The organism is Streptomyces parvulus, from assembly GCF_014648855.1.
Taxonomy (GTDB): domain Bacteria; phylum Actinomycetota; class Actinomycetes; order Streptomycetales; family Streptomycetaceae; genus Streptomyces; species Streptomyces parvulus.
The window spans coordinates 359937-382768 of sequence record NZ_BMRX01000006.1; the positions used below are offsets into that span (position 1 = coordinate 359937).

Genomic DNA, 22832 nt, shown 5'->3' on the forward strand with positions numbered 1-22832 from the left:
CTCGCACCGAGACTGCCCGGTCGGACGAGGAGGTGAAAGGGAATGAGCGTTGCCCTCGATCACACCGGGCCGTGGACCGTCGCCGATGTCCTGGCCCTGCCCGAAGACCGAACGACCCGCTACGAGCTCCTTGGGGAGTCCCTGTTGATGTCCCCGGCTCCGGGCGTCCGTCACCAGCGCGCCTCGTTCCGTCTCCATCTCGCCCTGGACGAGGCTGCCCGGGCCGCCGGTGCGCCCGTGGAGGTCCTCGAGGGCGTCAACGTCGTCCTGCCGTCCGGGCTGGTCGTGCCCGACCTGGTGGTGGCCGATGCGGGCGCGACCGCCGACGACCCCGTCACCGTCGACGTCGAGGCCGTCCAACTCGTCATCGAACTCGTCTCTCCCGGCAACAGCACCGTGGACCGCAAGGTCAAGCCGATGCTCTACGCGGAGGCAGCCATCCCGCACTTCTGGCGACTGGAGTTCGACCCCGCCCCCATGCTCGTGACCTACGAACTGCGGGGCGGCCGCTACGCCGAGCAGGCCACCGCCCTGGCGGGTGCGACCACCCACCTGACGGCCCCGTTCCCGCTCGCCATCGATCCGGCCGGGCTGTCCCGGCAGTAGGGGCGCCTGCTTGGCGAGGACCAAACGTGGTCGCACGAGGCAGGCACTGCGTCACCCGTGGAAATCTCCGCTCGAGGCATCCCATCGAAGTCCCTTTTCCTTGAGTGGTCGCGGTATTTCGATGTGAGACCTCTATTTGCCTTCCCCTTCCCTCCGTCAGTGTCGGACGGTCCGCAGGGGCAATCCGTCCCCAGGATCCCGTAGGCGGACCGCCCGCACCGGCCAAGCGGACGGGCTGTATCGGGTCGCCGCCTGTCGTATCACCCGTTGGCATGGGCGGAGTTCCATTCCGGCGTCACGGCGCGGCTTCGGCCCCTACCGTGTCGCCCGTCGCGATACAACGCGTACGTCGGAGGATGCGGATGTTGGTGAACGGCGGGGCGGACGAGCCGGGTTGGGAGGTCGACCCGGACGACGAGTGGGGCGTGGCGGTCCTGGCCACGGTCGGGCGGCAGCTGAAGCTGCGGCGCGAGGCGGCGGGCATGCGGGCCGGGGACTTCGGCATCGCCGTCGGCTACGGGGAGGATCTCGTCTACAAGGTCGAGGGCGGGAAGCGGATTCCCCGGCGGGAGTACCTGGAGAAGGCGGACCAGGTGCTGGACGCGGGCGGGCTGCTCGCGGCCACCTGGGAGGACGTGAAGAGGGTCCGGTACCCCAAGCAGGTAAGGGACTTGGCGAAACTGGAGTCGCGGGCCGTCGAGTCGCTTTCGTACGGCATCCACAATGTGCACGGCCTCCTGCAAACCGAGGAGTACGCCCGTGCCCTGCTTGGCACGCGGCGGCCAGTGCTGTCAGAGGCACAGCTGGGGAGGGCGGTCGCCGCACGGATGGCTCGCAGGACGATCTTCGATCGGGAGCCCGCTCCCGAACTCAGCTTCGTCGTGGAAGAGGTGACGCTGAGGCGCCCGGTAGGGGGCAAGATGGTGCTGTGCCGTCAGCTCGAACACCTGCTTGAGATGGCGCGGTTGCCGTATGTCCAAATCCAGGTGATGCCGACATCTCGAGGTGACCATCCGGGAACGGGAGGGCGGATCCACGTGCTCAAGTTCGGCGACGGCACGGCCGTAGGCCGGGCTGACGACGAGTTCGACAACCGTCCAGTCACAGACCCCCGGCACGTTCGCGTCCTCGAACTGCGTTACGGCATCATCCGGTCCGAGGCGCTGACCGCCCGGGAATCAACGGCCTTCATCGAAAAACTGCTTGGGGAGACATGAGCCGCGAAAACGCGTCCGACCTGATCTGGTTCACCAGCAGCTACAGCGACAGCAGCAACCCCAGCGACTGCGTCGAGGTCGCGATAACCCTCGCCACCATCCACATCCGCGACTCCAAGCGCCCCGACGGCCCCCGCCTCGCCGTTGCCCCGGCAGCCTGGACGGCATTCGTCAGGCCCCGGACACCGTGATCCGGGGCCCACGAACGCAAAAATGGGGTGGCTCAGGCCACCGTCGTGTGCGCGTCGCCGTGGATCGCGGAGGCGCCGACGCCCGTGGTGAGGCCGATGCATCCGGCCTCCGCGTGGAGGCCGGCGCCGAAGCCGCCGTCGGAGGCCAGGAGGGCCGCGCCGAGCGCGATGGTGCCGCCCGAGACCTGGTCGAGGTCCGCGTCGGAGAGGTGGGCGGTTTCCGTCTGGGGGACGTGGTTCATGGGAGGTGTTGCCTTTCGTGCCGACGGGCGGGGGAAGCGCTGAAACTCGCGCACCGATCAGAACACGGGGTTGAAACGGCCGCCCGTGACGCGTTCATCGGTGTGTGCATACGGTCGGGAAACGGGCCCGACTCTTCACGCTTTCCCCGGCGAGGGAGACGTCCAGGGACGTACACGGACGCGTCGGAGCCGGTCCGCGCGCGTCGGGCGCCGCACGTGCGACCGTCGGATGAAGGGTGTGCGGATACGGCGGTTTTTCGGGAACGGCCCCGCCCCCGTCAGCGACCGCCACCCGCGGCCAGTACCGCCGCCAGCCCTTCCCGCAGATCCCCGACGAAATACCCGGGAACCTCGAGCGACGGGAAATGTCCCCCCGTTTCGGGCTCCCCCCACCGGACGATCCGGCGGAACCGCTCCCGCGCCCACACCCGCGGGCACCTCTCGATGTCACGGGGATACACGGTGATCGCCGACGGGACGTCGACCCGGAGTCCGGGATCGAGGGAGTCGTGGCTCTCGTGGTAGATCCGGGCCGCCGACGCGCCGGTCCGGTTCAGCCAGTACAGGGTGACGTTGTCGAGGAGGCGGTCGCGGGAGACCGTCTCGAACGGGCTGTCCCCGGTGTCCGTCCACTCGGCGAACTTGTCGAGGATCCAGGCGAGCAGGCCCACCGGTGAGTCGACGAGCGCGTAGCCGATGGTCTGCGGGCGGGTCGCCTGCTGCTTCGCGTACGCCGCGCGGTGGCGCCAGAAGTCGCGGGTCCCCTCGGCCCATGCGCGCTCGGTGGCCGTCAGTCCGTCCGTCGTCAGTCCGGGCGGCGCCTGCGCGGTCGTGGTGTGGATACCGATGACGTGGTCCGGGAACCTGCCGCCGAGGATCGTGGTGATCACGCCGCCCCAGTCGCCGCCGTGGGCGAGGAACCCGTCGTAGCCGAGCCGGCCCATCAGCTCCACCCAGGCGGCCGCGATCCGCTCGGTCCCCCACCCGGTGGTGGCCGGCTTGTCGCTGTAGCCGAAACCGGGCAGCGAGGGCGCCACGACGTGAAAGGCCGGCGCGCCGGGGTCGGGCGGGTCCGCCAACTCGTCCACCACATGGGCGAACTCGGCGACGCTGCCCGGCCAGCCGTGGGTCAGGACCAGGGGCGTCGCGTCCGCGCGGGGGGACCGGCGGTGCAGGAAGTGGATGCCCAGTCCGTCGACGCTCGTGCGGAACTGGCCGATCCGGTCGAGCCGCGCCTCGAACGCCCGCCAGTCGTACCCGGTGCGCCAGTAGTCCACGAGATCCACGAGGTCGGCCAGCGGAACGCCCTGCTCCCACCTGTGCCGTCCGGTCGCGGCCCGGTCCACCGTCTCGGCCTCCGGCAGCCGGGCCGCCGCGAGCCGGGCCCGCAGGTCGTCGAGATCGCCGTCGGCCGCGCGGGAGTCGAACGCCCGCACCTCGCCGTGAGTCATGAGGTCTCCCGATCGCCGCCATGGAACCGTCTAAGACGGTTCTAACAGTGATGGAAGACACCACGCAACCGGCTAAGGTGGTTCCATGAGTGCTCGCTTCCCCGAATTCCGCCTCGGCGAGGTGCTGGCGACGAGCTTCACGGGGACGCTGTCGGAGCGTCAGGGCGACCCCGTGGAGCGCATCCCCACGCCGGAACGGCTCGTCGACTGGCTGACGGTGAGCGGTCTCGCGGTGGGCTCCTGCACCACCGCCCAGCTCGAACGCGCCCGGGAGCTGCGGGAGTCGATCCACGCCGCCGCGACCGCGGCCGCCCTCCACGAACCGCTCCCCGCCTCCGCGGTCCGGGTCATCAACGACTACAGCGCCCGGGGCCGGGCCGCCGCCGTCCTGACCCCCGAGGGCGAGCGGCGGTGGCGCCTCGGCGCGACGTCGTCCGTGGAGGACGCCCTGAGCGTCGTCGCCGCAGACGCGGTCGGCGTCATCGCGGGCGAACGGGACGGAAGGCTGGCCCTGTGCGCGTCACCGACCTGCCGGGCCGCCTTCTTCGACACCAGCCAGAGCCGCACCCGCAGATGGTGCGACATGAACACCTGCGGAAACCGCCAGAAAAAGGCCCGCTTCAACGCAAGCCACCGCGGGACCACGTGACCGGCGGAGCAGGCCGACGGCACCCGGCCGCCGGCCCCTTGCCTCGCTGAGGCGTCCTTACAGCACCGGCAGCGACTTCCGCAGCTCGAACGCCGTCACCTGCGACCGGTACTCCTCCCACTCCTGCCGCTTGTTCCGGAGGAAGAAGTCGAAGACGTGCTCGCCCAGGGTTTCGGCGACCAGGTCGCTGCGTTCCATCAGGGCGAGGGCCTCGCCGAGGTTCTGGGGGAGGGGCTCGATGCCCAGCGCGCGGCGCTCCGCGTCGGAGAGGGCCCAGACGTCGTCCTCCGCGCCCGGCGGCAGCTCGTAGCCCTCCTCGATGCCCTTGAGGCCGGCGGCCAGCAGGACGGCGTAGGTGAGGTACGGGTTGGCGCCCGAGTCGATGGAGCGGACCTCGACGCGGGCCGAACCGGTCTTGCCGGGCTTGTACATGGGGACGCGGACCAGCGCCGAGCGGTTGTTGTGGCCCCAGCAGATGTAGGACGGGGCCTCGCCGCCGGCGCCGGCGGTGCGCTCGGAGCCGCCCCAGATGCGCTTGTACGAGTTCACCCACTGGTTGGTGACCGCCGAGATCTCCGCCGCGTGCCGCAGCAGGCCCGCGATGAAGGAGCGGCCGACCTTGGAGAGCTGGTACTCGGATCCCGACTCGTAGAACGCGTTGCGGTCGCCCTCGAAGAGCGAGAGGTGCGAGTGCATGCCCGAGCCCGGGTACTCGGAGAAGGGCTTCGGCATGAACGTGGCCTGGAGGCCCTGCTCCAGCGCCACCTGCTTCATCACCAGGCGGAACGTCATGATGTTGTCCGCCGTCGAGAGCGCGTCCGCGTAGCGCAGGTCGATCTCCTGCTGGCCCGGCGCGCCCTCGTGGTGGGAGAACTCCACCGAGATGCCCATCGACTCCAGCATGGTGATCGCCTGGCGGCGGAAGTCCATGCCGATGTTCTGCGGGGTGTGGTCGAAGTAGCCGGAATTGTCGGCCGGGGTGGGGATCGAGCCGTCGACCGGCTTGTCCTTCAGCAGGAAGAACTCGATCTCCGGGTGGGTGTAGAAGGTGAAGCCCAGGTCCGAGGTGCGGGCCAGCGCGCGCTTGAGGACGTAGCGCGGGTCCGCGAAGGACGGGGAGCCGTCCGGCATCAGGATGTCGCAGAACATCCGGGCCGTGCCGGGAGCCTCCGCGCGCCAGGGCAGGACCTGGAAGGTCGACGGGTCGGGCTTGGCGATCATGTCGGACTCGTAGACCCGCGCGAAGCCCTCGATGGCGGAGCCGTCGAAGCCGATGCCCTCGTCGAAGGCCTGCTCCAGCTCCGCGGGGGCCACGGCGACGGACTTGAGGAAGCCCAGCACGTCGGTGAACCAGAGACGCACGAACCGGATGTCGCGCTCCTCCAGCGTCCGGATCACGAACTCCTGCTGCTTGTCCATCTTCCGCTTCCCCATCCTCGCTGGTCAGGCCGCCTGTCCCCGGTACGGCGGGAGGCGGTCGGGCACCTCAGCATCACACCACAGCGCCGTTTCGAACGCGTTGCGGGCCCCGGCCGGCCGGCCCACCCCATGACCGCAGCGTAGAGGCCACCTGTTCGATCGGGCCATTCCGGGGATCCGGCCGGGACCGATGTTGTGATCTCCCTACGAAGGAGCGGCCTTCCGCCCTTACGATCAGCGGACCCGGCCACCCGCTTGACGGCAGAAGACTTCCCAGAAGGGCTGCACCCCATGGGTTCCGCGAAGAAGAGCAGCAACACGGCGCGACAGGCCCGCATAGCCGAGATGCGGCGTGCGGAGGAGGCACGCGAGCGCCGGAACCGGATCCTCACGATCGCGGTCAGCACCGTGGTGGTCGCCGGTCTCGTCGTCGGCGGCGTCTTCCTCGTCCGGGGGCAGTCCGACGACTCCGGCGACACCGCGTCCGACGGCAAGACCGCCGGCAAGTTCGTCACCGGCGCGGACGGCGTGAAGACCTGGAAGGGCGACCTGGCCCGCAATCACGTCACCAAGAAGGTCTCCTACCCCGTGGACCCCCCGGTCGGCGGCGACCACAACCAGGTCTGGATGAACTGCAACGGCGACGTCTACACCAAGCCGCTGAACAACGAGAACGCCGTGCACTCGCTGGAACACGGGGCCGTGTGGGTGACGTACACCGACGCCGCCGACAAGGCCGACGTCGAGAAGCTGGCCGCCAAGGTCAAGAAGACGCCGTACTCGCTGATGAGCCCGGACGACAAGCAGCAGGACCCGATCATGCTCACCGCCTGGGGCCACCAGCGCACGGTGACCGGCGCCGACGACCCGGACGTGGACAAGTTCTTCGAGAAGTTCGTCCAGGGCGAGCAGACCCCCGAGCCGGGGGCCGCGTGCACGGGCGGACTCTCCCAGTGACACCCAAACGGGCCGGCTGGACCGCGGGGGCCGCCGCCGCGGTCCTCGTCGCGGCCGGCGCGATCACCTACGCCGTCGCGGGCGACGACGGTGCCGACCGGGTGCCCTCCGCCGACTCCGCGGACGCCGGCTTCGCGCGGGACATGTCCGTCCACCACCAGCAGGCCGTGGAGATGTCGTACGTCGTGCGCGACCGCACCGACGACGAGGAGGTGCGCCGGCTCGCCTACGACATCGCGCAGACCCAGGCCAACCAGCGCGGCATGATGATCGGCTGGCTGGACCTGTGGGGGCTGCCGAAGGTGTCGTCCGACCCGCCGATGAGCTGGATGGGCATGGGCGGCGCGCCGTCCGCCGGCGAGGGCTCCCTGATGCCGGGCATGGCCACCGACGCCGAGATGGAGAGGCTCGGCACGCTGAACGGGAAGCGGGCCGAGGTCTACTACCTCCAGCTGATGACCGAGCACCACAAGGGCGGCGTCCACATGGCCAAGGGGTGCGTCGAGAAGTGCTCGGTCGGCGTGGAGAAGCGCCTGGCCGGCGGGATGGTGGAGTCCCAGGAGTCGGAGATCCGGCTGATGGCGGACCTGCTGGCCGAGCGGGGCGCGAAGCCCCGGGCGTGACCGCGCAGCCCCGCGCGTGACCGCGACCCCCAGGGTGACCGCGCAGCCCCTGACACGAGACGGACACGGGCGCGCAACCCCATTGCGTCGTTCTGACGATTACACTGGGCCGCGTGCCTCGACTACGACTCGCCCTGAACCAGATCGACTCGACCGTCGGCGACCTCGACGCGAACGCGGAGGCGGTCCTGCGCCAAACCCGGCACTCCGCCGACCGGGGAGCCCACCTGGTGGCGTTCCCCGAGATGATGCTCACCGGGTATCCCGTGGAGGACCTGGCCCTCAGGTCGTCGTTCGTGGAGGCCTCCCGCGCCGCCCTGCGCGCCCTCGCCGCGCGCCTCGCCGCGGAGGGCCTCGGAGGCCTCCCGGTCGTCGTCGGCTACCTGGACCGCTCGGCGACCGCCCGGCCGAAGTACGGCCAGCCGGCCGGCGCCCCGCAGAACGCGGCGGCCGTGCTGTACGGCGGCGAGGTGGCGCTCACCTTCGCCAAGCACCACCTGCCGAACTACGGCGTCTTCGACGAGTTCCGCTACTTCGTCCCCGGCGACACCATGCCCGTGGTCCGGGTGCGGGGCGTCGACGTGGCCCTCGCCATCTGCGAGGACCTGTGGCAGGACGGCGGCCGGGTGCCGGCCGCCCGCTCGGCCCGGGCCGGTCTGCTGCTCTCCGTCAACGCCTCCCCGTACGAGCGCGACAAGGACGACACCCGCCTCGAACTGGTGCGCAAGCGCGCTCAGGAGGCCGGCTGCACCACGGCCTACCTCGCCATGACCGGCGGGCAGGACGAACTGGTCTTCGACGGCGACTCGATCGTTGTCGACCGGGACGGCGCCGTCGTGGCCCGCGCCCCGCAGTTCACCGAGGAGTGCGTGGTCCTGGACCTCGACCTCCCGGCCGCCGACCCGCGGGCACCGGCCGGCGTGGTGGACGACGGACTGCGCGTCGACCGGGCCGTGCTCTCCGAGGAGCCGGTGGCGGAGGACGGCCCCCGGCTCTCCGGCGGCCGCGCCGAGCCGCTGGACGACGACGCGGAGGTCTACTCGGCGCTCGTCGCCGGCCTGCGCGCCTACGTCACGAAGAACGGCTTCCGCTCCGTACTCATCGGCCTCTCCGGCGGCATCGACTCCTCGCTGGTCGCCGCGATCGCCTGCGACGCGCTCGGCGCGGAACACGTGCACGGCGTGTCCATGCCCTCCCGGTACTCCTCCGAGCACTCCAAGGACGACGCGGCCGAGCTGGCCCGGCGCACCGGCCTGCACTACCGCACCGTCGCCATCGGGCCGATGTTCGACGCCTACATGGGAGCCCTGGGCCTGACCGGCCTGGCCGAGGAGAACCTCCAGTCCCGGCTGCGCGGGACCCTGCTCATGGCGCTCTCCAACCAGGAGGGCCACCTGGTCCTTGCGCCCGGCAACAAGTCGGAGCTGGCGGTGGGCTACTCGACGCTGTACGGCGACTCGGTCGGCGCGTACGGGCCGATCAAGGACGTCTACAAGACCTCCGTCTTCCGGCTCTCCGAATGGCGCAACCGGGCGGCCGAGGCCCGCGGGCAGACACCGCCGATCCCCGAGAACTCGATCACCAAGCCGCCGAGCGCGGAACTCCGCCCCGGCCAGGTCGACACGGACTCGCTGCCGGACTACCCGGTGCTGGACGCGATCCTCGCCCTGTACGTCGACCGGGACCGGGGCGCGGACGAGATCGTCGCCGCCGGGTACGACCGCGACCTGGTGACGAGGACGCTGCGCATGGTGGACACCGCCGAGTACAAGCGGCGCCAGTACCCGCCGGGCACCAAGATCTCGGCCAAGGGCTTCGGCAAGGACCGCCGCCTGCCGGTCACCAACCGCTGGCGGGAGACCGGCTGAGACGGCGGCACGGCCCCGGTCAGCCCCGGGGCCGCTGGTCCGCCAGCACCTTGTGCAGCGGCTCGGTCACCCGGCGCCGGTACTCCTGGACCGCCCAGCCGTTGCCGTCCGGGTCCTTGAAGTACATGAAGGTCGCGCCGTCGTCCGGGGCGTACTGCACCGGCTCGGAGACGTCCAGGCCCCGCCCGGACAGCTCGGCGTGGGCCGCCTTGATGTCGGCGACGCACAGCTGGAGGCCCTGGTACGAGCCCGGCTCCGGCCGGGTCTGGCCCTGCGCCATGTCCCAGATGGCGTCGCCGAGCGCGATCGAGCAGCCCGAGCCCGGGGGCGTCAGCTGGACGATGCGCATCCCCGGCATGACCTCCTGGTCGATGTCGACGTGGAAGCCGACCTTGTCCCGGTAGAAGTCCCGGGCCCGGTCGATGTCACTCACGGGCAGCGGAACGACCTCGAGGGTGAAGTCCATGGCATGACTCCTTCGGCGTCCGGGCCGGCTCCGGCGCCGGCCGCGGTGTACAACAAGCTAACGGCTTCCCGCCGGTGACGCCGCCCGTTCGGTGCCCCGCGGCCGTTCCCCGGTTACGCTCGCTCTACGACCTTGATCCCACGGGTCCCACGGGTCCATCCCACCAGTCACTCCCACAGGTCCGACAGGAGGCCGAGATGACGGCGCCGGGGCGCAGGAGCAGTACCTTCACGCGGCTGCTGCGGCACGGCTTCACCGATCCCTCCGCCGCCGAGAGGCTGCTGGACGGCGTGGAGCTGGCCGAGGTCCGCTCCGACCCCGTGCTCCTGGAGGCCCTCGGCGCCACCGCCGACCCGGACCAGGCGCTGCACGGCCTGGTGCGGCTCCTGGAGGCGCAGCCCGACCCCACCGCCCGCCAGGAGCTGCTCGACACCCTGATAGCGGCCAAGCCGCTGCGCGACCGCCTGCTCGGCGTGCTCGGCGCCTCCGAGGCCCTCGCCGACCACCTCGCCCGGCACGCCGGCGACTGGCAGGCCCTGGTCACCTACGAGCCGCGCGACCTGCACCCCGGCGTCGAGGAGTTCGAGCGCGGCCTGGCCGAGGCCGCCGACCCCGTCGCCCTGCGCGTCGCCTACCGGCGCTGCCTGCTGTCGATCGCCGCCCGCGACGTGTGCGGCACCATCGACCTCGCCGAGACCGCCGCCGAGCTGGCCGACCTCGCCACCGCCACGCTGCGCGCCGCCCTGGCCATCGCCGAGGAGGCCGCGCCCGACGACGCCGCGCTGTGCCGGCTGGCCGTGATCGCGATGGGCAAGTGCGGCGGACACGAGCTGAACTACGTCTCCGACGTCGACGTCATCTTCGTGGGCGAGGCGGCCGGCGACGCCGACGAGACCAAGGCGCTGCGGGCCGCGACCTCGCTGGCCTCGCACATGATGCGGATCTGCTCCGAGACGACCGTCGAGGGCTCCATCTGGCCGGTCGACGCCAACCTGCGCCCCGAGGGCCGCAACGGCCCGCTGGTGCGCACCCTCAGCAGCCATGTGGCGTACTACCAGCGCTGGGCCAAGACCTGGGAGTTCCAGGCGCTGCTCAAGGCCCGCCCGGTGGCCGGCGACCCCGGCCTCGGCGCCGAGTACGTGGCCGCCCTCCAGCCCCTGGTCTGGCAGGCCGCCGACCGCGAGAACTTCGTCGCCGACGTGCAAAAGATGCGCCGCCGGGTGGTGGAGAACATCCCCGCCGCCGAGATCGACCGCCAGCTCAAGCTGGGCCCCGGCGGCCTGCGGGACGTCGAGTTCGCCGTACAGCTGCTCCAGCTGGTGCACGGGCGGTCCGACACCTCCCTGCACAGCGGCACCACGCTGGACGCCCTGGAGGCGCTCGCCGCGGGCGGGTACGTGGGCCGGGCGGACGCCGCGCAGCTCGACGAGGCGTACCGCTTCCTGCGCTCCATGGAGCACCGCATCCAGCTGCACCGGCTGCGGCGCACCCACCTGGTGCCCGAGGACCCGGCGGACCTGCGCCGCCTCGGCCGCTCCCTGGGCCTGCGCACCGACCCGGTGGAGGGGCTCCAGCGGGCCTGGCGGCGGCACGCCTCCGTGGTGCGCCGGCTGCACGAGAAGCTGTTCTACCGGCCGCTGCTCGACGCCGTCGCCCAGCTCGCCCCAGGCGAGGCCCGGCTCAGCCCCGAGGCGGCCCGCGAACGCATGGTCGCCCTCGGGTACGCCGACCCGGCCGCCGCCCTGCGGCACCTGGAGGCGCTGGCGTCCGGCGTCACCCGGAAGGCGGCCATCCAGCGCACCCTGCTGCCCGTGCTCCTCGGCTGGTTCGCGGACTCCGCCGACCCGGACGCGGGCCTGCTCAACTTCCGCAAGGTCTCCGACGCCCTCGGCAAGACCCCCTGGTACCTGAGGCTGCTGCGGGACGAGGGCGCCGCCGCCGAGAACCTGGCCCGCGTGCTCTCCGCCGGCCGCCTCGCCCCCGACCTGCTGATGCGGGCCCCGGAGGCGGTCGCGCTGCTCGGGGACGGCGCCGCGGGGGGACTGGCGCCGCGCGGACGCCCCCAGCTGGAGCAGGAGATACTGGCCGCGGTCCGGCGTGCCGACGGCGGCGAACAGGCGGTCACCGCCGCCCGCGGCGTGCGGCGCCGGGAGCTGTTCCGCACGGCCGCCGCGGACATCGTGGGCTCCTACGGCACCGAGGCGCACCCGGTCGAGGCCGACCAGGGCGCCTTGGTGGACCTGGTCGGCGACGCGGTGTCCGACCTGACGGCGGCGACGCTGGCGGGGACGCTGCGGGCGGTCGTGCGGGAGGGCTGGGGCGACACCCTGCCCACCCGGTTCGCGATCATCGGCATGGGCCGGTTCGGAGGGCACGAGCTGGGCTACGGCTCGGACGCCGACGTGCTCTTCGTGCACGAGCCCCGGGAGGGCGTCGACGAACGGGAGGCCGGGGACGCGGCCAACAAGGTCGTCGCCGAGCTGCGCCGCCTGCTCCAGGTGCCCAGCGCCGACCCGCCGCTGCTGATCGACGCCGACCTGCGGCCCGAGGGCAAGTCCGGGCCACTGGTGCGGACGCTCAGGTCGTACGAGGCGTACTACCGGCGCTGGTCGCTGGTGTGGGAGCGGCACGCGCTGCTGCGGGCCGAGTTCGTGGCCGGCGACGCGGACCTGGGGCGGCGCTTCACCGAGCTGGTCGACCCGCTGCGCTACCCGGCGGACGGGCTCGGCGACGACGACGTCCGGGAGATCCGGCGGCTCAAGGCCCGCATGGAGTCCGAGCGGCTGCCGCGCGGCGCCGACCCCAAGCTGCACGCCAAACTGGGGCCGGGCGGCCTGACCGACGTGGAGTGGACCGTGCAGCTGGCCCAGTTGCGGCACGGGCACACCGAGGCCGGGCTGCGCACCACCCGGACCCGCGCCGCGCTGGCCGCCGCGTCCGGTGCCGGGCTGATCTCCGCGGAGCACGCCGCGATCCTCGACGAGGCGTGGGTGCTGGCGACGCGGGTGCGCAACGCGGTGATGCTGGTCCGCGGCCGGGCCGGCGACACCTTCCCCAACGACCCGCGCGAGCTGGCCGCGGTGGGCCGCTACCTGGGGCACGGGCCCGGGCACGCCGGAGACATGCTGGACGAGTACCGGCGCACGGCACGCAGGGCGCGCGCGGTGGTGGAGGAGCTGTTCTACGCGTGAGGCCCCGCGGTCACGCGCGGGCGTGACGTCCCGCGGGTCACGCCCGGGTGGGCAGCCACGCTCTGCGGCGCGCGGCCACCACCCGCGGCAGCGCGTACGGCAGTTTCCCGTACCAGAGCGCCGCCACCGCGTAGCCGAAGGCCAGGCACATCAGGCCCCCCACCGCGTCCAGCCAGAAGTGGTTGGCGGTCGCCACGATCACCACCAGCGTCAGCGCCGGGTACAGCAGCCCCAGCACCCGCACCCACGGCACGGACGCCAGCGCGAAGATGGTCAGCCCGCACCACAGGGACCACCCGATGTGCATGGACGGCATCGCCGCGTACTGGTTGGACATGTTCTTCAGGTCGCCGGACGCCATCGAACCCCAGGTCTGGTGGACCATGACGGTGTCGATGAAGTGCTCGCCGTTCATCAGGCGGGGCGGGGCGAGCGGATACAGGTAGTAACCGACCAGCGCCACGCCCGTGGTGGCGAAGAGGACGAGCCTGGTCGCCGCGTAGCGGCCGGGATGGCTGCGGTACAGCCACACCAGCACACCCAGCGTGACCACGAAGTGCAAGGTGGCGTAGTAGTAGTTCATCCCGATGATGAGCCAAGTCACCGAGTTCACGGCGTGGTTCACCGACTCCTCGACGGCGATGCCCAGTTGCTGCTCGACCCGCCAGATCCAGTCGGCGTTGCGCAGCGCCTGCGACCGCTGCTCCGGTACCGCGTTGCGGATCAGCGAGTACGTCCAGTAACTGACCGCGATCAGCAGGATCTCGAACCACAGCCGGGGCCGGCGCGGCGCGCGGAGACGGCGCACGAGTCCTCGCCCCGTCCCCTCCGGGACGGGGTGCGGAACGGCCTCTGCACGGCGTTCCGGAGTCCTCACGGTCGCGTCACCCATAGGCATCAAGTCTGCCAGAAAAGCCCTCTCCCACCGATCATCCCCCCGTCCGCTGTGGCCCGCATCCGCCGCGCGGAGGGCGGACGTCAGGAGCGGTTGCGCTCGCCCGGCGCGGAGGCCGTCGAGCCGCGGACGACCAGCTCCGGCATGAAGACGAACTCGCTGTGCGGCGCGGGCGTCCCGGCGATCTCCTCCAGGAGCGTGCGCACCGCGGCCTGGCCCATCGCGGGCACCGGCTTGCGGACGGTCGTCAGCGGCGGGTCGGTGAAGGCGATCAGCGGCGAGTCGTCGAAACCGACGACGGAGACGTCCTTGGGCACGTCGAGGCCGAGCTGCCGCGCCGCCCGTATCGCGCCGAGCGCCATCATGTCGCTGGCGCAGACCACCGCCGTGCAGTCCCGCCCGATGAGCGCGGCGGCCGCCGCCTGGCCGCCCTCCAGGGTGTACAGCGAGTGCTGCACGAACTCCTTCTCCACGGTCTCCGCGCCGAGGTCCAGCTGGTCCTGGACCGTGCGGACGAATCCCTCGATCTTGCGCTGCACCGGCACGAACCGCTTCGGCCCCAGGGCCAGCCCGATCCGGGTGTGGCCGAGCGAGACGAGGTGGGTGACGGCGAGGCTCATCGCGGCCCGGTCGTCGGGGGAGATGAACGGCGCCTGCACCTTCGAGGAGAATCCGTCGACGAGGACGAAGGGCACGCCCTGGGCGCGCAGCCGTTCGTAGCGCTGCATGTCGGCGGTGGTGTCGGCGTGCAGCCCGGAGACGTAGATGATGCCGGCCACCCCGCGGTCGACCAGCATCTCGGTCAGCTCGTCCTCGGTGGAGCCGCCCGGGGTCTGGGTGGCGAGGACCGGCGTGTATCCCTGGCGGGTCAGCGCCTGGCCGATGACCTGGGCCAGCGCGGGGAATATCGGGTTCTCCAGCTCCGGCGTGATCAGGCCGACCAGGCCCTCGCTGCGCTGCCGCAGCCGCACCGGTCGCTCGTAGCCCAGGACGTCGAGCGCGGCGAGCACGGACTGGCGGGTGGTGGCGGCGACGCCCGGTTTTCCGTTGAGGACCCGGCTGACCGTCGCTTCGCTCACCCCCGCTTGGGCGGCGATGTCGGCAAGCCGTGTGGTCACAGGGGTGGACTGTACCTGTCGGCCGCCGCCTTGCACACCGATCGGGCGCCGTCGGCGGCCTGTTGGCCGGCCCGGGGCGGGCTGCTGCGTCATCGCGCTCCCTCAAGAATGTGGCGGCAAGAGCTTGCAGAGTCTTGCACAACCGACCGGATACCGCTCGGCCCTTGTAAACAAGCGTCTCATGGTGGTCGCCAGGAGGTCACGCGCGGATAACTTCGGAGATCCCTTGCACTTTTTTGCTGCAAGACCTTTCGCGCCGCTTACATCGCTGTTACGTTCACGTCGCCCGACGGCAGCAACGACGCGGTCGGCAGCGGCAGGAGCGGCGGACGGGCCCGCACCCTGCACCACACGGGCTTTCACCCTCAAGGAGAACTCATGCGGCGTGGCATAGCGGCCACCGCGCTGGTGGCGTCCCTCGCCCTGGCGGCGACGGCGTGCGGCGGGGACGGCGACAGCGACAGCGAGTCCGGCGGACCGGTCACCATCACCTACTGGGACACCTCGAACGCGACGAACGAGGCGCCGACCTACAAGGCGCTGGTCGAGGAGTTCGAGGCCGCCAACAAGGACATCAAGGTCGACTTCGTCAACGTCCCCTTCGACCAGGCGCAGAACAAGTTCGACACCGCCGCCGGTTCCAAGGGTGCCCCCGACGTGCTGCGCTCCGAGGTCGGCTGGACGCCGGCCTTCGCCAAGAAGGGCTTCTTCCTGCCGCTGGACGGCACCGAGGCCCTCGCCGAGCAGGACAAGTTCCAGCCCAACCTGATCGAGCAGGCCAAGTACGAGGGCAAGACCTACGGCGTGCCGCTGGTCACCGACACCCTCGCCTTCGTCTACAACAAGGCGCTGTTCGCGAAGGCCGGCGTCGAGGCCCCCAAGACCTGGGACGACCTCAAGAAGGCCGCCGCCACCATCAAGGACAAGACCGGCGCCGACGGCTACTGGGGTTCCACGGCCGGCTACTACGGCCAGCCGTTCCTGTTCGGCGAGGGCACCGACACCGTCGACGCCGAGGGCAAGAAGGTCACCGTCAACTCGCCCGAGGCGAAGAAGGCGTACGGCACCTGGCTGGGCCTCTTCGACGGCAAGGGCCTGCACAAGGCCGACACCACCGCCGACGCCTACGCCCACATCCAGGAGGCGTTCGTCAGCGGCAAGGTCGCCTCGATCGTCCAGGGCCCGTGGGAGATCACCAACTTCTACAAGGGCTCGGCGTTCAAGGACAAGAACAACCTCGGCATCGCCACCGTCCCGGCCGGCTCCACCGGCAAGGCGGGCGCCCCGACCGGCGGCCACAACCTCTCCGTGTACGCGGGCTCCGACAAGGCCCACCAGGAAGCGGCGCTCAAGCTCGTCAACTTCATGACCTCGGCGAAGTCCCAGGAGACCATCGCCCTGAAGAACTCGACGCTGCCGACCCGCGACGACGCCTACACCGACAAGGTCAAGGCCGACCCGGGCATCGCCGGCTACCAGACGGTCCTGCCCGCCGCCCAGCCGCGCCCGGCGCTGCCGGAGTACGGCTCCCTGTGGGCCCCGCTGGACGAGCAGCTCCCGCAGATCGCCGGCGGCAAGAAGTCCCTGGACGAGGGGATGGGCGACGCCGAGGCCGCGATCGCCAAGCTGGTGCCGGACTTCTCCAAGTGAGTCCGCGGCCGCCGGGTCCCCCGCGTGGGGGGAGGGGACCCGGCGGCCGGTGCGCCGTACCCCTCGATCGTCCCGCCCAGCCCGATGCTCCCGAAGGTGCCGAACCATGACAGTCACCATCGACCGCGCGACCGGCAAGCGCCGCGGTGACCGCACGCCGCAGCCCGGCCTCGGCCGCCGTCTGAAGGACGGTTACCAGAAGTACTGGTACGCCTACGCCATGATCGCGCCGGTGGCCGTCGTGATCGGCGTCCTCGTGCTGTACCCGCTCGGGTACGGCCTCTACCTCACCCTCACCGACGCCAACAGCCTCAACACCGCGCGGACGATCGGCGTCAACGAGATCGAGGCCACCTACAAGTTCATCGGCCTGGACAACTACGCCGACATCCTGTGGGGCCCGACGGCGTACGACCGCTTCTGGTCGCACTTCATCTGGACCATCGTGTGGACGGCCGTCTGCGTCGGGCTGCACTTCTTCATCGGTCTCGGCCTCGCGCTGCTGCTCAACCAGAACCTGCGCGGCCGCACCTTCTACCGGCTGCTGCTGGTGCTGCCCTGGGCCGTGCCCACCTTCGTCACCGTCTTCGGCTGGCGCTTCATGCTCGCCGACGCCGGCATCGTCAACTCCGCGCTGGACTGGCTGCACCTGCCGACGCCGGCCTGGCTGGAGGACACCTTCTGGCAGCGGTTCTCCGCGGTCATGGTGAACACCTGGTGCGGGGTGCCGTTCATGATGGTCTCCCTGCTCGGCGGCCTCCAGTCCATCGACAACAGCCTCTACGAGGCCGCCGAGATGGACGGCGCGAGCGCCTGGCAGCGCTTCCGCTTCGTCACCCTGCCCGGCCTGCGCTCGGTCAGCTCCACCGTCGTCCTGCTCGGCATCATCTGGACCTTCAACCAGTTCGCCGTGATCTTCCTGCTGTTCGGCAACTCCGCGCCCGAGGCGCAGATCCTCGTCACCTGGGCCTACCACCTGGGCTTCGGCCAGCAGCCCCGCGACTTCGCGCAGTCCGCGGCCTACGGCATGCTGCTGCTGGCCATCCTGATCGTCTTCACCTCCTTCTACCGCCGCTGGCTGAACCGCAACGAGCAGCAGCTCGCGATCTGAGGCAGGAGCCACCATGAGCACCACCGCAGTGCCGACCACCGCTCCCGCCGGACCGGTCGCCGAGCCGGCGGCGAAGCCGCCCCGGATCCGCCGGCGCGGCGAGCGCAGCCGTGCCGCGTCCCTCGCCTCCCACGGCGTCCTGACCGTCGCGAGCCTCGTCGCGCTCTTCCCGGTCGCCTGGCTGGTCTACCTGTCCCTCGGCCCGGACAAGGACGACTACCTGCACCCCGGGCGCATCTGGTCGAAGATGACCCTCGACAACTACGCCTTCGTGCTCCAGCACACGAACTTCTTCGACTGGCTGAAGAGCTCGCTGATCGTCTCGCTGGGCACCACGGTCATCGGCGTCATGGTCGCCGCCACCACCGGCTACGCCGTCTCCCGGATGCGCTTCCCCGGCTACCGCAAGCTGATGTGGGTGCTGCTGGTCACCCAGATGTTCCCCATCGCGGTGCTGATCGTGCCGATGTACCAGATCCTGTCCGACCTCCAGCTCGTCGACAGCTACCTCGGCCTGGTCCTGGTCTACTGCTCGACGGCGGTGCCGTACTGCGCGTGGCTGCTCAAGGGCTACTTCGACACGATCCCCTTCGAGATCGACGAGGCCGGACGGGTGGACGGACTGAGCCCGTTCGGGACCTTCTTCCGGCTGATCCTGCCGCTCGCCCGGCCGGGCCTGGCGGTCGCGGGCTTCTACAGCTTCATCACCGCCTTCGGCGAGGTCGCCTTCGCCTCGACGTTCATGCTCAGCGACACGAAGTACACCTTCGCGGTCGGCCTGCAGAGCTTCATCAGCGAACACGACGCGCAGCGCCACCTGATGGCGGCCACCGCCGTGCTCGTGGCGATACCCGTCTCCGCCTTCTTCTACCTCGTGCAGAAGAACCTGGTGGCCGGCCTCACCGCCGGCGGCACGAAGGGCTGACGCCCGACCGGGAGAACGTCCGGCCGCGGTGCGATCCGACCCCGCGGCACCGCGGCCGGCCGCCTCGCCCCCACCCATGCCTCCATGACCGGAACTCCGTTACACATCAAGGACGCCATGAGCCAGCAGCCTTCCGCCGCACCGGCCCCCACCTCCGTCACCTCCTCCGCCACGGCCACCGTCGCGGGGCGCCGCGACTGGTGGCGGGACGCGGTCATCTACCAGGTGTACCCGCGCAGCTTCGCCGACAGCAACGGCGACGGCATGGGCGACCTGGAGGGTGTCCGCACCCGTCTGCCGTACCTGCGCGACCTGGGCGTGGACGCCGTGTGGCTCAGCCCCTTCTACGCCTCGCCGCAGGCCGACGCGGGCTACGACGTCGCCGACTACCGGGCCGTCGACCCCATGTTCGGCTCCCTCCTGGACGCCGACGCGCTCATCCGCGACGCCCACGGCCTCGGCCTGCGGATCATCGTCGACCTGGTGCCGAACCACTCCTCCGACCAGTACGAGTGGTTCAGGCGCGCCCTCGCCGAGGGCCCCGGCTCCCCGCTCCGGGACCGGTACCACTTCCGCCCCGGCAAGGGGAGGAGCGGCGAACTGCCGCCCAACGACTGGGAGTCCATCTTCGGCGGGCCCGCCTGGACCCGGGTCACCGAGCCCGATGGCACGCCGGGGGAGTGGTACCTGCACCTGTTCGCGCCCGAGCAGCCCGACTTCAACTGGGAGCACCCGGCGGTCGGCGACGAGTTCCGCTCCATCCTGCGCTTCTGGCTGGACATGGGCGTCGACGGCTTCCGTATCGACGTCGCGCACGGCATGGTGAAGGCGGAGGGCCTCCCGGACCTGGGATCCCATGAGCAACTGAAGCTTCTGGGCAACGATGTCATGCCGTTCTTCGACCAGGACGGCGTCCACGAGATCTACCGCCAGTGGCGGCGGATCCTCGACGAGTACAGCGGAGAGCGCATCTTCGTCGCCGAGGCGTGGACCCCGACCGTCGAGCGCACCGCGAACTACGTCCGGCCCGACGAGCTGCACCAGGCCTTCAACTTCCAGTACCTGGGCACCCACTGGGACGCCGGGGAGCTGCGCACGGTCATCGACCGGACCCTGGACGCGATGCGCCCCGTCGGCGCCCCCGCCACCTGGGTCCTCTCCAACCACGACGTCACCCGGCACGCCACCCGGTTCGCCAACCCGCCCGGCCTCGGCACCCAGATCCGCCTGGCCGGCGACCGCGCCCTCGGCCTGCGCAGGGCCCGCGCGGCCACCCTCCTCATGCTGGCCCTGCCCGGCTCGGCCTACGTTTACCAGGGCGAGGAACTGGGCCTGCCGGACGTCGTCGACCTCCCCGACGAGGTGCGCCAGGACCCCGCCTACTTCCGCGGCGCAGGCCAGGACGGCTTCCGCGACGGCTGCCGGGTGCCGATCCCCTGGACCCGCGCGGGTTCGTCGTACGGCTTCGGCGACGGCGGCAGCTGGCTCCCGCAGCCGGCCGGCTGGGGCGAACTGAGCGTCGAGGCGCAGACCGGCGATCCGGACTCGACCCTGGAGCTGTACCGCGCCGCGCTCGCCGTCCGCCGCGACCGGCCGGACCTGGGCGCGGGCGGCGCGGTGGAGTGGCTGCGCGCCCCCGAGGGCGTCGTCGCCTTCCGGCGCGGCGACTTCGTGTGCGTCGCCAACACCACCGGCGAGTCCGTGACGGTGCCCGGCCACGGCCGGGTGCTGCTGGCCAGCGACGAGGTGACCGAGGCGGCCGGCGAGGCGAAGGTGCCGGCGGACACCACGGTGTGGTGGACGACGGCCTGACCGCTCGCCCGCCGGGGCCCGCCGCTCCCTCCGCAGCGGCGGGCCCTCGCCGCGTGCGGCGCGGCGGGCCGCTCAGCCTCCGCCGCCCGGTGCCCACATGGCGGCCCGGACCGTCCCCTCCTGGAAGTCCCGCCTGGGCAGCCGGAGTCCGAGGGAGGTCTCCAGGGCGTGGAAATAGAGGGAGAACTCGTCGGTCGTCCCGGGGTGGTCGAGTTCGGCGCGGCGTATCGCCCGGTTGAGGAAGTCGAGCCGGCCGCCGTGGACGTAGGGGGTGCGGCCCCGGTCGTAGTGGATCAGCTCGATGATCCCGTCGTCGTCGATCCGGTGGCCGTCGCGCAGGTAGTCCAGGGTGTAGATGGCCTTCGCGGAGCAGGCGCTCAGGTGCACGGTCTCCGACACCCCCATCCCGGCGAGCCCTTCCCGGCGTGCGCGTGCTCCGGGCGGGGTGTCGTGGTGGAGCAGGAACGCCCAGTCACCCGCCTGCCCGAAACAGCAGCTGTCCCAGTCCGTGCTCCAGTGGCCGCGGTCGGCGCCGGTCATGTCGGTCAGATCGGCCAGCCGGGTCCCGGCGGCGACCTGGCCGGGGTCGGCCCCGTACAGAAGGGCGATCCGTTCGGCGCTGACGTCCTCGCCGCGGAAGAACGCCAGGCTGGTGTACGGGGTTTGCTCGCGCCACGACTCGGCGATCCATGCGAACCCGTCCAGCGGGTCCCGTCCGCAGGGCGGAGCGGGGTCCTCACCGTCCGGGCCGCCGCCGCGGAAGCGGCGGCCCCAGGCCGGGTCCACCCGGTCCATCAGCCCGGCCCGGCCGGCGCGAGTTCTTCCCCGACTTCGCCCCGACGGCTGCCCTTTCGGTCGATGAACCCTTAACATCTGCGTCACCGCAAGGTTTCTGAAGATTTCAGCAAGAGCATTCAAGCGATCTTCGGGCGCCTTCGGCTCCCCACAGCGCCTTCGACGATGAAGGAACCCCACATGGCACGCAGAGCCCTCACGGGGGCGGTCGCTCTGGCGGCTGCCACCCTTGTCATGACCCCGACTACGTCCGCGCAGGCCTCCCCGCCCGGCGCCAAGGACGTCACCGCCGTCCTCTTCGAGTGGAACTTCGCCTCCGTCGCGAAGGAGTGCACCAACACCCTCGGCCCCGCCGGCTACGGCTACGTGCAGGTCTCGCCGCCCGCCGAGCACATACAGGGCGGGCAGTGGTGGACCTCCTACCAGCCCGTCAGCTACAAGATCGCCGGGCGGCTCGGGGACCGGACCGCGTTCAAGAACATGGTGGACACCTGCCACGCGGCCGGCGTGAAGGTCGTCGCCGACGCCGTCGTCAACCACATGTCCGCGGGCGCCGGTACCGGCACCGGCGGCTCCACGTACGCGAAGTACGACTACCCGGGGCTCTACTCGTCGCCGGACTTCGACGACTGCCGCTCCCAGATCGCCAACTACCAGGACCGCTACAACGTCCAGCACTGCGAACTGGTCGGCCTCGCCGACCTCGACACCGGCGAGGACTACGTCCGGGGGCGGATCGCGGGCTACCTGAACGACCTGCTCTCGCTCGGCGTCGACGGCTTCCGCATCGACGCGGCCAAGCACATCCCGGCCGCCGACCTCGCGAACATCAAGTCCCGGCTGAGCAACCCGGGCGTGTACTGGAAGCAGGAGGCCATCTTCGGCGCCGGGGAGGCCGTCCAGCCCACCGAGTACACCGGCACCGGGGACGTGCAGGAGTTCCGGTACGCCTACGACCTCAAGCGCGTCTTCAACAACGAGAACCTCGCCTACCTGAAGAACTACGGCGAGGGCTGGGGGTACATGGGCAGCGGCGTCTCCGGCGTCTTCGTCGACAACCACGACACCGAGCGCAACGGCTCCACCCTCAGCTACAAGGACAACGCCACCTACACCCTGGCCAACGTCTTCATGCTGGCCTGGCCCTACGGCGCCCCCGACGTCAACTCCGGCTACGAGTGGTCGAACGCCGACGCCGGACCGCCCAACGGCGGCCGAGTGGACGCCTGCTGGCAGAGCGGCTGGAAGTGCCAGCACGCCTGGCCGGAGATCAGGTCGATGGTCGGCTTCCGCAACGCCACCCGCGGCCAGGCGGTCACGAACTGGTGGGACAACGGCAACGACGCCATCGCCTTCGGCCGCGGCACCAAGGGCTTCCTCGCCGTCAACCACGAGGCGGGCGCGCTGAACCGCACCTACCAGACCTCGCTGCCCGCCGGGACGTACTGCGACGTCCAGAGCGGCAGGACGGTGAGCGTCAACGGCTCCGGGCAGTTCACGGCGACGCTGGGCGCCAACACCGCGCTCGCGCTGCACGCGGGCAAGTCGGCCTGCTGAACGGGCCCCGAGGGCAAGGGTCGTGAAAATTCTTACCGGTACTTTCACGACCCTTGCCGCAAGACTTGCGGCAGCGCTACGGTCACGCC

General features: G+C 71.1%; 20 protein-coding genes. 13 read left to right on the top strand and 7 right to left on the bottom strand.

Annotated elements, in window-relative coordinates; genetic code table 11:
* Nucleotides 1-42: 42 nt before the first annotated feature.
* From IE108_RS13790 to IE108_RS13800, 3 genes are all read left to right on the top strand, one after another.
* Nucleotides 43-606, top strand: a complete 564-nt coding sequence (locus IE108_RS13790; RefSeq protein WP_064727587.1) for a Uma2 family endonuclease — start codon at nucleotides 43-45, stop codon at nucleotides 604-606.
* A 362-nt stretch (nucleotides 607-968) separates the two neighbouring features.
* The gene (locus IE108_RS13795) at nucleotides 969-1823 is read left to right on the top strand and encodes a helix-turn-helix domain-containing protein (RefSeq protein ID WP_064727586.1); all 855 of its coding nucleotides are present in this window, start codon (nucleotides 969-971) and stop codon (nucleotides 1821-1823) included.
* Entirely contained in the window at nucleotides 1820-2014 is a 195-nt protein-coding gene (locus IE108_RS13800; protein ID WP_064727585.1) for a DUF397 domain-containing protein, read from the top strand. Before IE108_RS13795 ends, IE108_RS13800 begins: the two co-directional genes overlap by 4 nt.
* A gap of 32 nt (nucleotides 2015-2046) precedes the next feature.
* Here IE108_RS13800 and IE108_RS13805 read toward each other — a convergent pair whose 3' ends face one another.
* Entirely contained in the window at nucleotides 2047-2256 is a 210-nt protein-coding gene (locus IE108_RS13805; RefSeq protein ID WP_064727584.1) for a hypothetical protein, read from the bottom strand.
* Nucleotides 2257-2534: 278 nt separating this feature from the next.
* Nucleotides 2535-3707 (bottom strand): epoxide hydrolase family protein, encoded by a 1173-nt coding sequence (locus IE108_RS13810; protein ID WP_064727583.1) that lies wholly within the window; start codon nucleotides 3705-3707, stop codon nucleotides 2535-2537.
* A gap of 85 nt (nucleotides 3708-3792) precedes the next feature.
* Between IE108_RS13810 and IE108_RS13815 the strand changes: the two genes are divergently transcribed.
* Nucleotides 3793-4356 (top strand): CGNR zinc finger domain-containing protein, encoded by a 564-nt coding sequence (locus IE108_RS13815; RefSeq protein ID WP_064727582.1) that lies wholly within the window; start codon nucleotides 3793-3795, stop codon nucleotides 4354-4356.
* 57 nt (nucleotides 4357-4413) lie between these two features.
* On the opposite strand, the gene glnA2 is transcribed toward IE108_RS13815, so the two are convergent.
* Nucleotides 4414-5775 (bottom strand): gamma-glutamylpolyamine synthetase GlnA2, encoded by a 1362-nt coding sequence (gene glnA2 / locus IE108_RS13820; protein WP_064727581.1) that lies wholly within the window; start codon nucleotides 5773-5775, stop codon nucleotides 4414-4416.
* Between the two features lie 291 nt (nucleotides 5776-6066).
* Here glnA2 and IE108_RS13825 point away from each other — a divergent pair, with 291 nt between their 5' ends.
* The 3 genes from IE108_RS13825 (at nucleotide 6067) to IE108_RS13835 (ending at nucleotide 9223) form a co-directional block, all read left to right on the top strand.
* Nucleotides 6067-6732: a thioredoxin-like domain-containing protein gene (locus tag IE108_RS13825; protein ID WP_064727580.1), complete on the top strand. Its 666-nt coding sequence runs from the start codon at nucleotides 6067-6069 to the stop codon at nucleotides 6730-6732.
* Nucleotides 6729-7355 (top strand): DUF305 domain-containing protein, encoded by a 627-nt coding sequence (locus tag IE108_RS13830; protein WP_064727579.1) that lies wholly within the window; start codon nucleotides 6729-6731, stop codon nucleotides 7353-7355. Before IE108_RS13825 ends, IE108_RS13830 begins: the two co-directional genes overlap by 4 nt.
* A gap of 113 nt (nucleotides 7356-7468) precedes the next feature.
* A complete protein-coding gene (locus IE108_RS13835; RefSeq protein ID WP_064727578.1) occupies nucleotides 7469-9223 on the top strand; it encodes an NAD+ synthase in 1755 nt (584 codons plus the stop codon).
* A gap of 19 nt (nucleotides 9224-9242) precedes the next feature.
* On the opposite strand, the gene IE108_RS13840 is transcribed toward IE108_RS13835, so the two are convergent.
* A complete protein-coding gene (locus tag IE108_RS13840) occupies nucleotides 9243-9689 on the bottom strand; it encodes a VOC family protein (protein ID WP_064727577.1) in 447 nt (148 codons plus the stop codon).
* Nucleotides 9690-9886: 197 nt separating this feature from the next.
* Between IE108_RS13840 and IE108_RS13845 the strand changes: the two genes are divergently transcribed.
* The gene (locus IE108_RS13845; RefSeq protein WP_064727576.1) at nucleotides 9887-12880 is read left to right on the top strand and encodes a bifunctional [glutamine synthetase] adenylyltransferase/[glutamine synthetase]-adenylyl-L-tyrosine phosphorylase; all 2994 of its coding nucleotides are present in this window, start codon (nucleotides 9887-9889) and stop codon (nucleotides 12878-12880) included.
* Nucleotides 12881-12917: 37 nt separating this feature from the next.
* Here IE108_RS13845 and IE108_RS13850 read toward each other — a convergent pair whose 3' ends face one another.
* Both IE108_RS13850 and IE108_RS13855 read right to left on the bottom strand, forming a co-directional pair.
* Entirely contained in the window at nucleotides 12918-13772 is an 855-nt protein-coding gene (locus tag IE108_RS13850; protein WP_064727575.1) for a phosphatase PAP2 family protein, read from the bottom strand.
* A gap of 86 nt (nucleotides 13773-13858) precedes the next feature.
* Complete coding sequence (locus IE108_RS13855) at nucleotides 13859-14893, bottom strand: LacI family DNA-binding transcriptional regulator (protein WP_064727574.1); 1035 nt, start codon at nucleotides 14891-14893, stop codon at nucleotides 13859-13861.
* 378 nt (nucleotides 14894-15271) lie between these two features.
* On the opposite strand from IE108_RS13855, the gene IE108_RS13860 reads away from it, so the two are divergent.
* The 4 genes from IE108_RS13860 (at nucleotide 15272) to IE108_RS13875 (ending at nucleotide 20391) form a co-directional block, all read left to right on the top strand.
* On the top strand, nucleotides 15272-16543 hold the full coding sequence (locus IE108_RS13860) for an extracellular solute-binding protein (RefSeq protein ID WP_064727573.1): 1272 nt from the start codon (nucleotides 15272-15274) through the stop codon (nucleotides 16541-16543).
* 106 nt (nucleotides 16544-16649) lie between these two features.
* Nucleotides 16650-17654, top strand: a complete 1005-nt coding sequence (locus tag IE108_RS13865; RefSeq protein ID WP_064727572.1) for a carbohydrate ABC transporter permease — start codon at nucleotides 16650-16652, stop codon at nucleotides 17652-17654.
* Between the two features lie 13 nt (nucleotides 17655-17667).
* Nucleotides 17668-18579 carry a sugar ABC transporter permease gene (locus IE108_RS13870; RefSeq protein WP_064727571.1) on the top strand — a complete coding sequence of 304 codons (912 nt, stop codon included), beginning with the start codon at nucleotides 17668-17670 and terminating at the stop codon, nucleotides 18577-18579.
* Nucleotides 18580-18696: 117 nt separating this feature from the next.
* Complete coding sequence (locus IE108_RS13875) at nucleotides 18697-20391, top strand: glycoside hydrolase family 13 protein (protein ID WP_064727570.1); 1695 nt, start codon at nucleotides 18697-18699, stop codon at nucleotides 20389-20391.
* A 72-nt stretch (nucleotides 20392-20463) separates the two neighbouring features.
* Here IE108_RS13875 and IE108_RS13880 read toward each other — a convergent pair whose 3' ends face one another.
* Nucleotides 20464-21186, bottom strand: a complete 723-nt coding sequence (locus IE108_RS13880) for a hypothetical protein (protein WP_189397652.1) — start codon at nucleotides 21184-21186, stop codon at nucleotides 20464-20466.
* Between the two features lie 180 nt (nucleotides 21187-21366).
* On the opposite strand from IE108_RS13880, the gene IE108_RS13885 reads away from it, so the two are divergent.
* Entirely contained in the window at nucleotides 21367-22743 is a 1377-nt protein-coding gene (locus IE108_RS13885; RefSeq protein ID WP_064727569.1) for an alpha-amylase, read from the top strand.
* Nucleotides 22744-22832: the final 89 nt, after the last annotated feature.

Excerpts from the sequence above, each read along its gene's own strand:
- IE108_RS13800 (WP_064727585.1), top strand. The coding sequence starts at position 1,820 with ATGAGCCGCGAAAACGCGTCCGACCTGATCTGGTTCACCAGCAGCTAC.
- IE108_RS13840 (WP_064727577.1), bottom strand. The coding sequence starts at position 9,689 with ATGGACTTCACCCTCGAGGTCGTTCCGCTGCCCGTGAGTGACATCGAC.
- IE108_RS13845 (WP_064727576.1), top strand. The coding sequence starts at position 9,887 with ATGACGGCGCCGGGGCGCAGGAGCAGTACCTTCACGCGGCTGCTGCGG.
- IE108_RS13885 (WP_064727569.1), top strand. The coding sequence starts at position 21,367 with ATGGCACGCAGAGCCCTCACGGGGGCGGTCGCTCTGGCGGCTGCCACC.
- IE108_RS13880 (WP_189397652.1), bottom strand. The coding sequence starts at position 21,186 with ATGGACCGGGTGGACCCGGCCTGGGGCCGCCGCTTCCGCGGCGGCGGC.
- IE108_RS13860 (WP_064727573.1), top strand. The coding sequence starts at position 15,272 with ATGCGGCGTGGCATAGCGGCCACCGCGCTGGTGGCGTCCCTCGCCCTG.
- IE108_RS13815 (WP_064727582.1), top strand. The coding sequence starts at position 3,793 with ATGAGTGCTCGCTTCCCCGAATTCCGCCTCGGCGAGGTGCTGGCGACG.
- IE108_RS13825 (WP_064727580.1), top strand. The coding sequence starts at position 6,067 with ATGGGTTCCGCGAAGAAGAGCAGCAACACGGCGCGACAGGCCCGCATA.
- IE108_RS13810 (WP_064727583.1), bottom strand. The coding sequence starts at position 3,707 with ATGACTCACGGCGAGGTGCGGGCGTTCGACTCCCGCGCGGCCGACGGC.
- IE108_RS13790 (WP_064727587.1), top strand. The coding sequence starts at position 43 with ATGAGCGTTGCCCTCGATCACACCGGGCCGTGGACCGTCGCCGATGTC.
- IE108_RS13875 (WP_064727570.1), top strand. The coding sequence starts at position 18,697 with ATGAGCCAGCAGCCTTCCGCCGCACCGGCCCCCACCTCCGTCACCTCC.
- IE108_RS13805 (WP_064727584.1), bottom strand. The coding sequence starts at position 2,256 with ATGAACCACGTCCCCCAGACGGAAACCGCCCACCTCTCCGACGCGGAC.
- glnA2 (WP_064727581.1), bottom strand. The coding sequence starts at position 5,775 with ATGGACAAGCAGCAGGAGTTCGTGATCCGGACGCTGGAGGAGCGCGAC.
- IE108_RS13850 (WP_064727575.1), bottom strand. The coding sequence starts at position 13,772 with ATGGGTGACGCGACCGTGAGGACTCCGGAACGCCGTGCAGAGGCCGTT.
- IE108_RS13795 (WP_064727586.1), top strand. The coding sequence starts at position 969 with ATGTTGGTGAACGGCGGGGCGGACGAGCCGGGTTGGGAGGTCGACCCG.
- IE108_RS13870 (WP_064727571.1), top strand. The coding sequence starts at position 17,668 with ATGAGCACCACCGCAGTGCCGACCACCGCTCCCGCCGGACCGGTCGCC.
- IE108_RS13865 (WP_064727572.1), top strand. The coding sequence starts at position 16,650 with ATGACAGTCACCATCGACCGCGCGACCGGCAAGCGCCGCGGTGACCGC.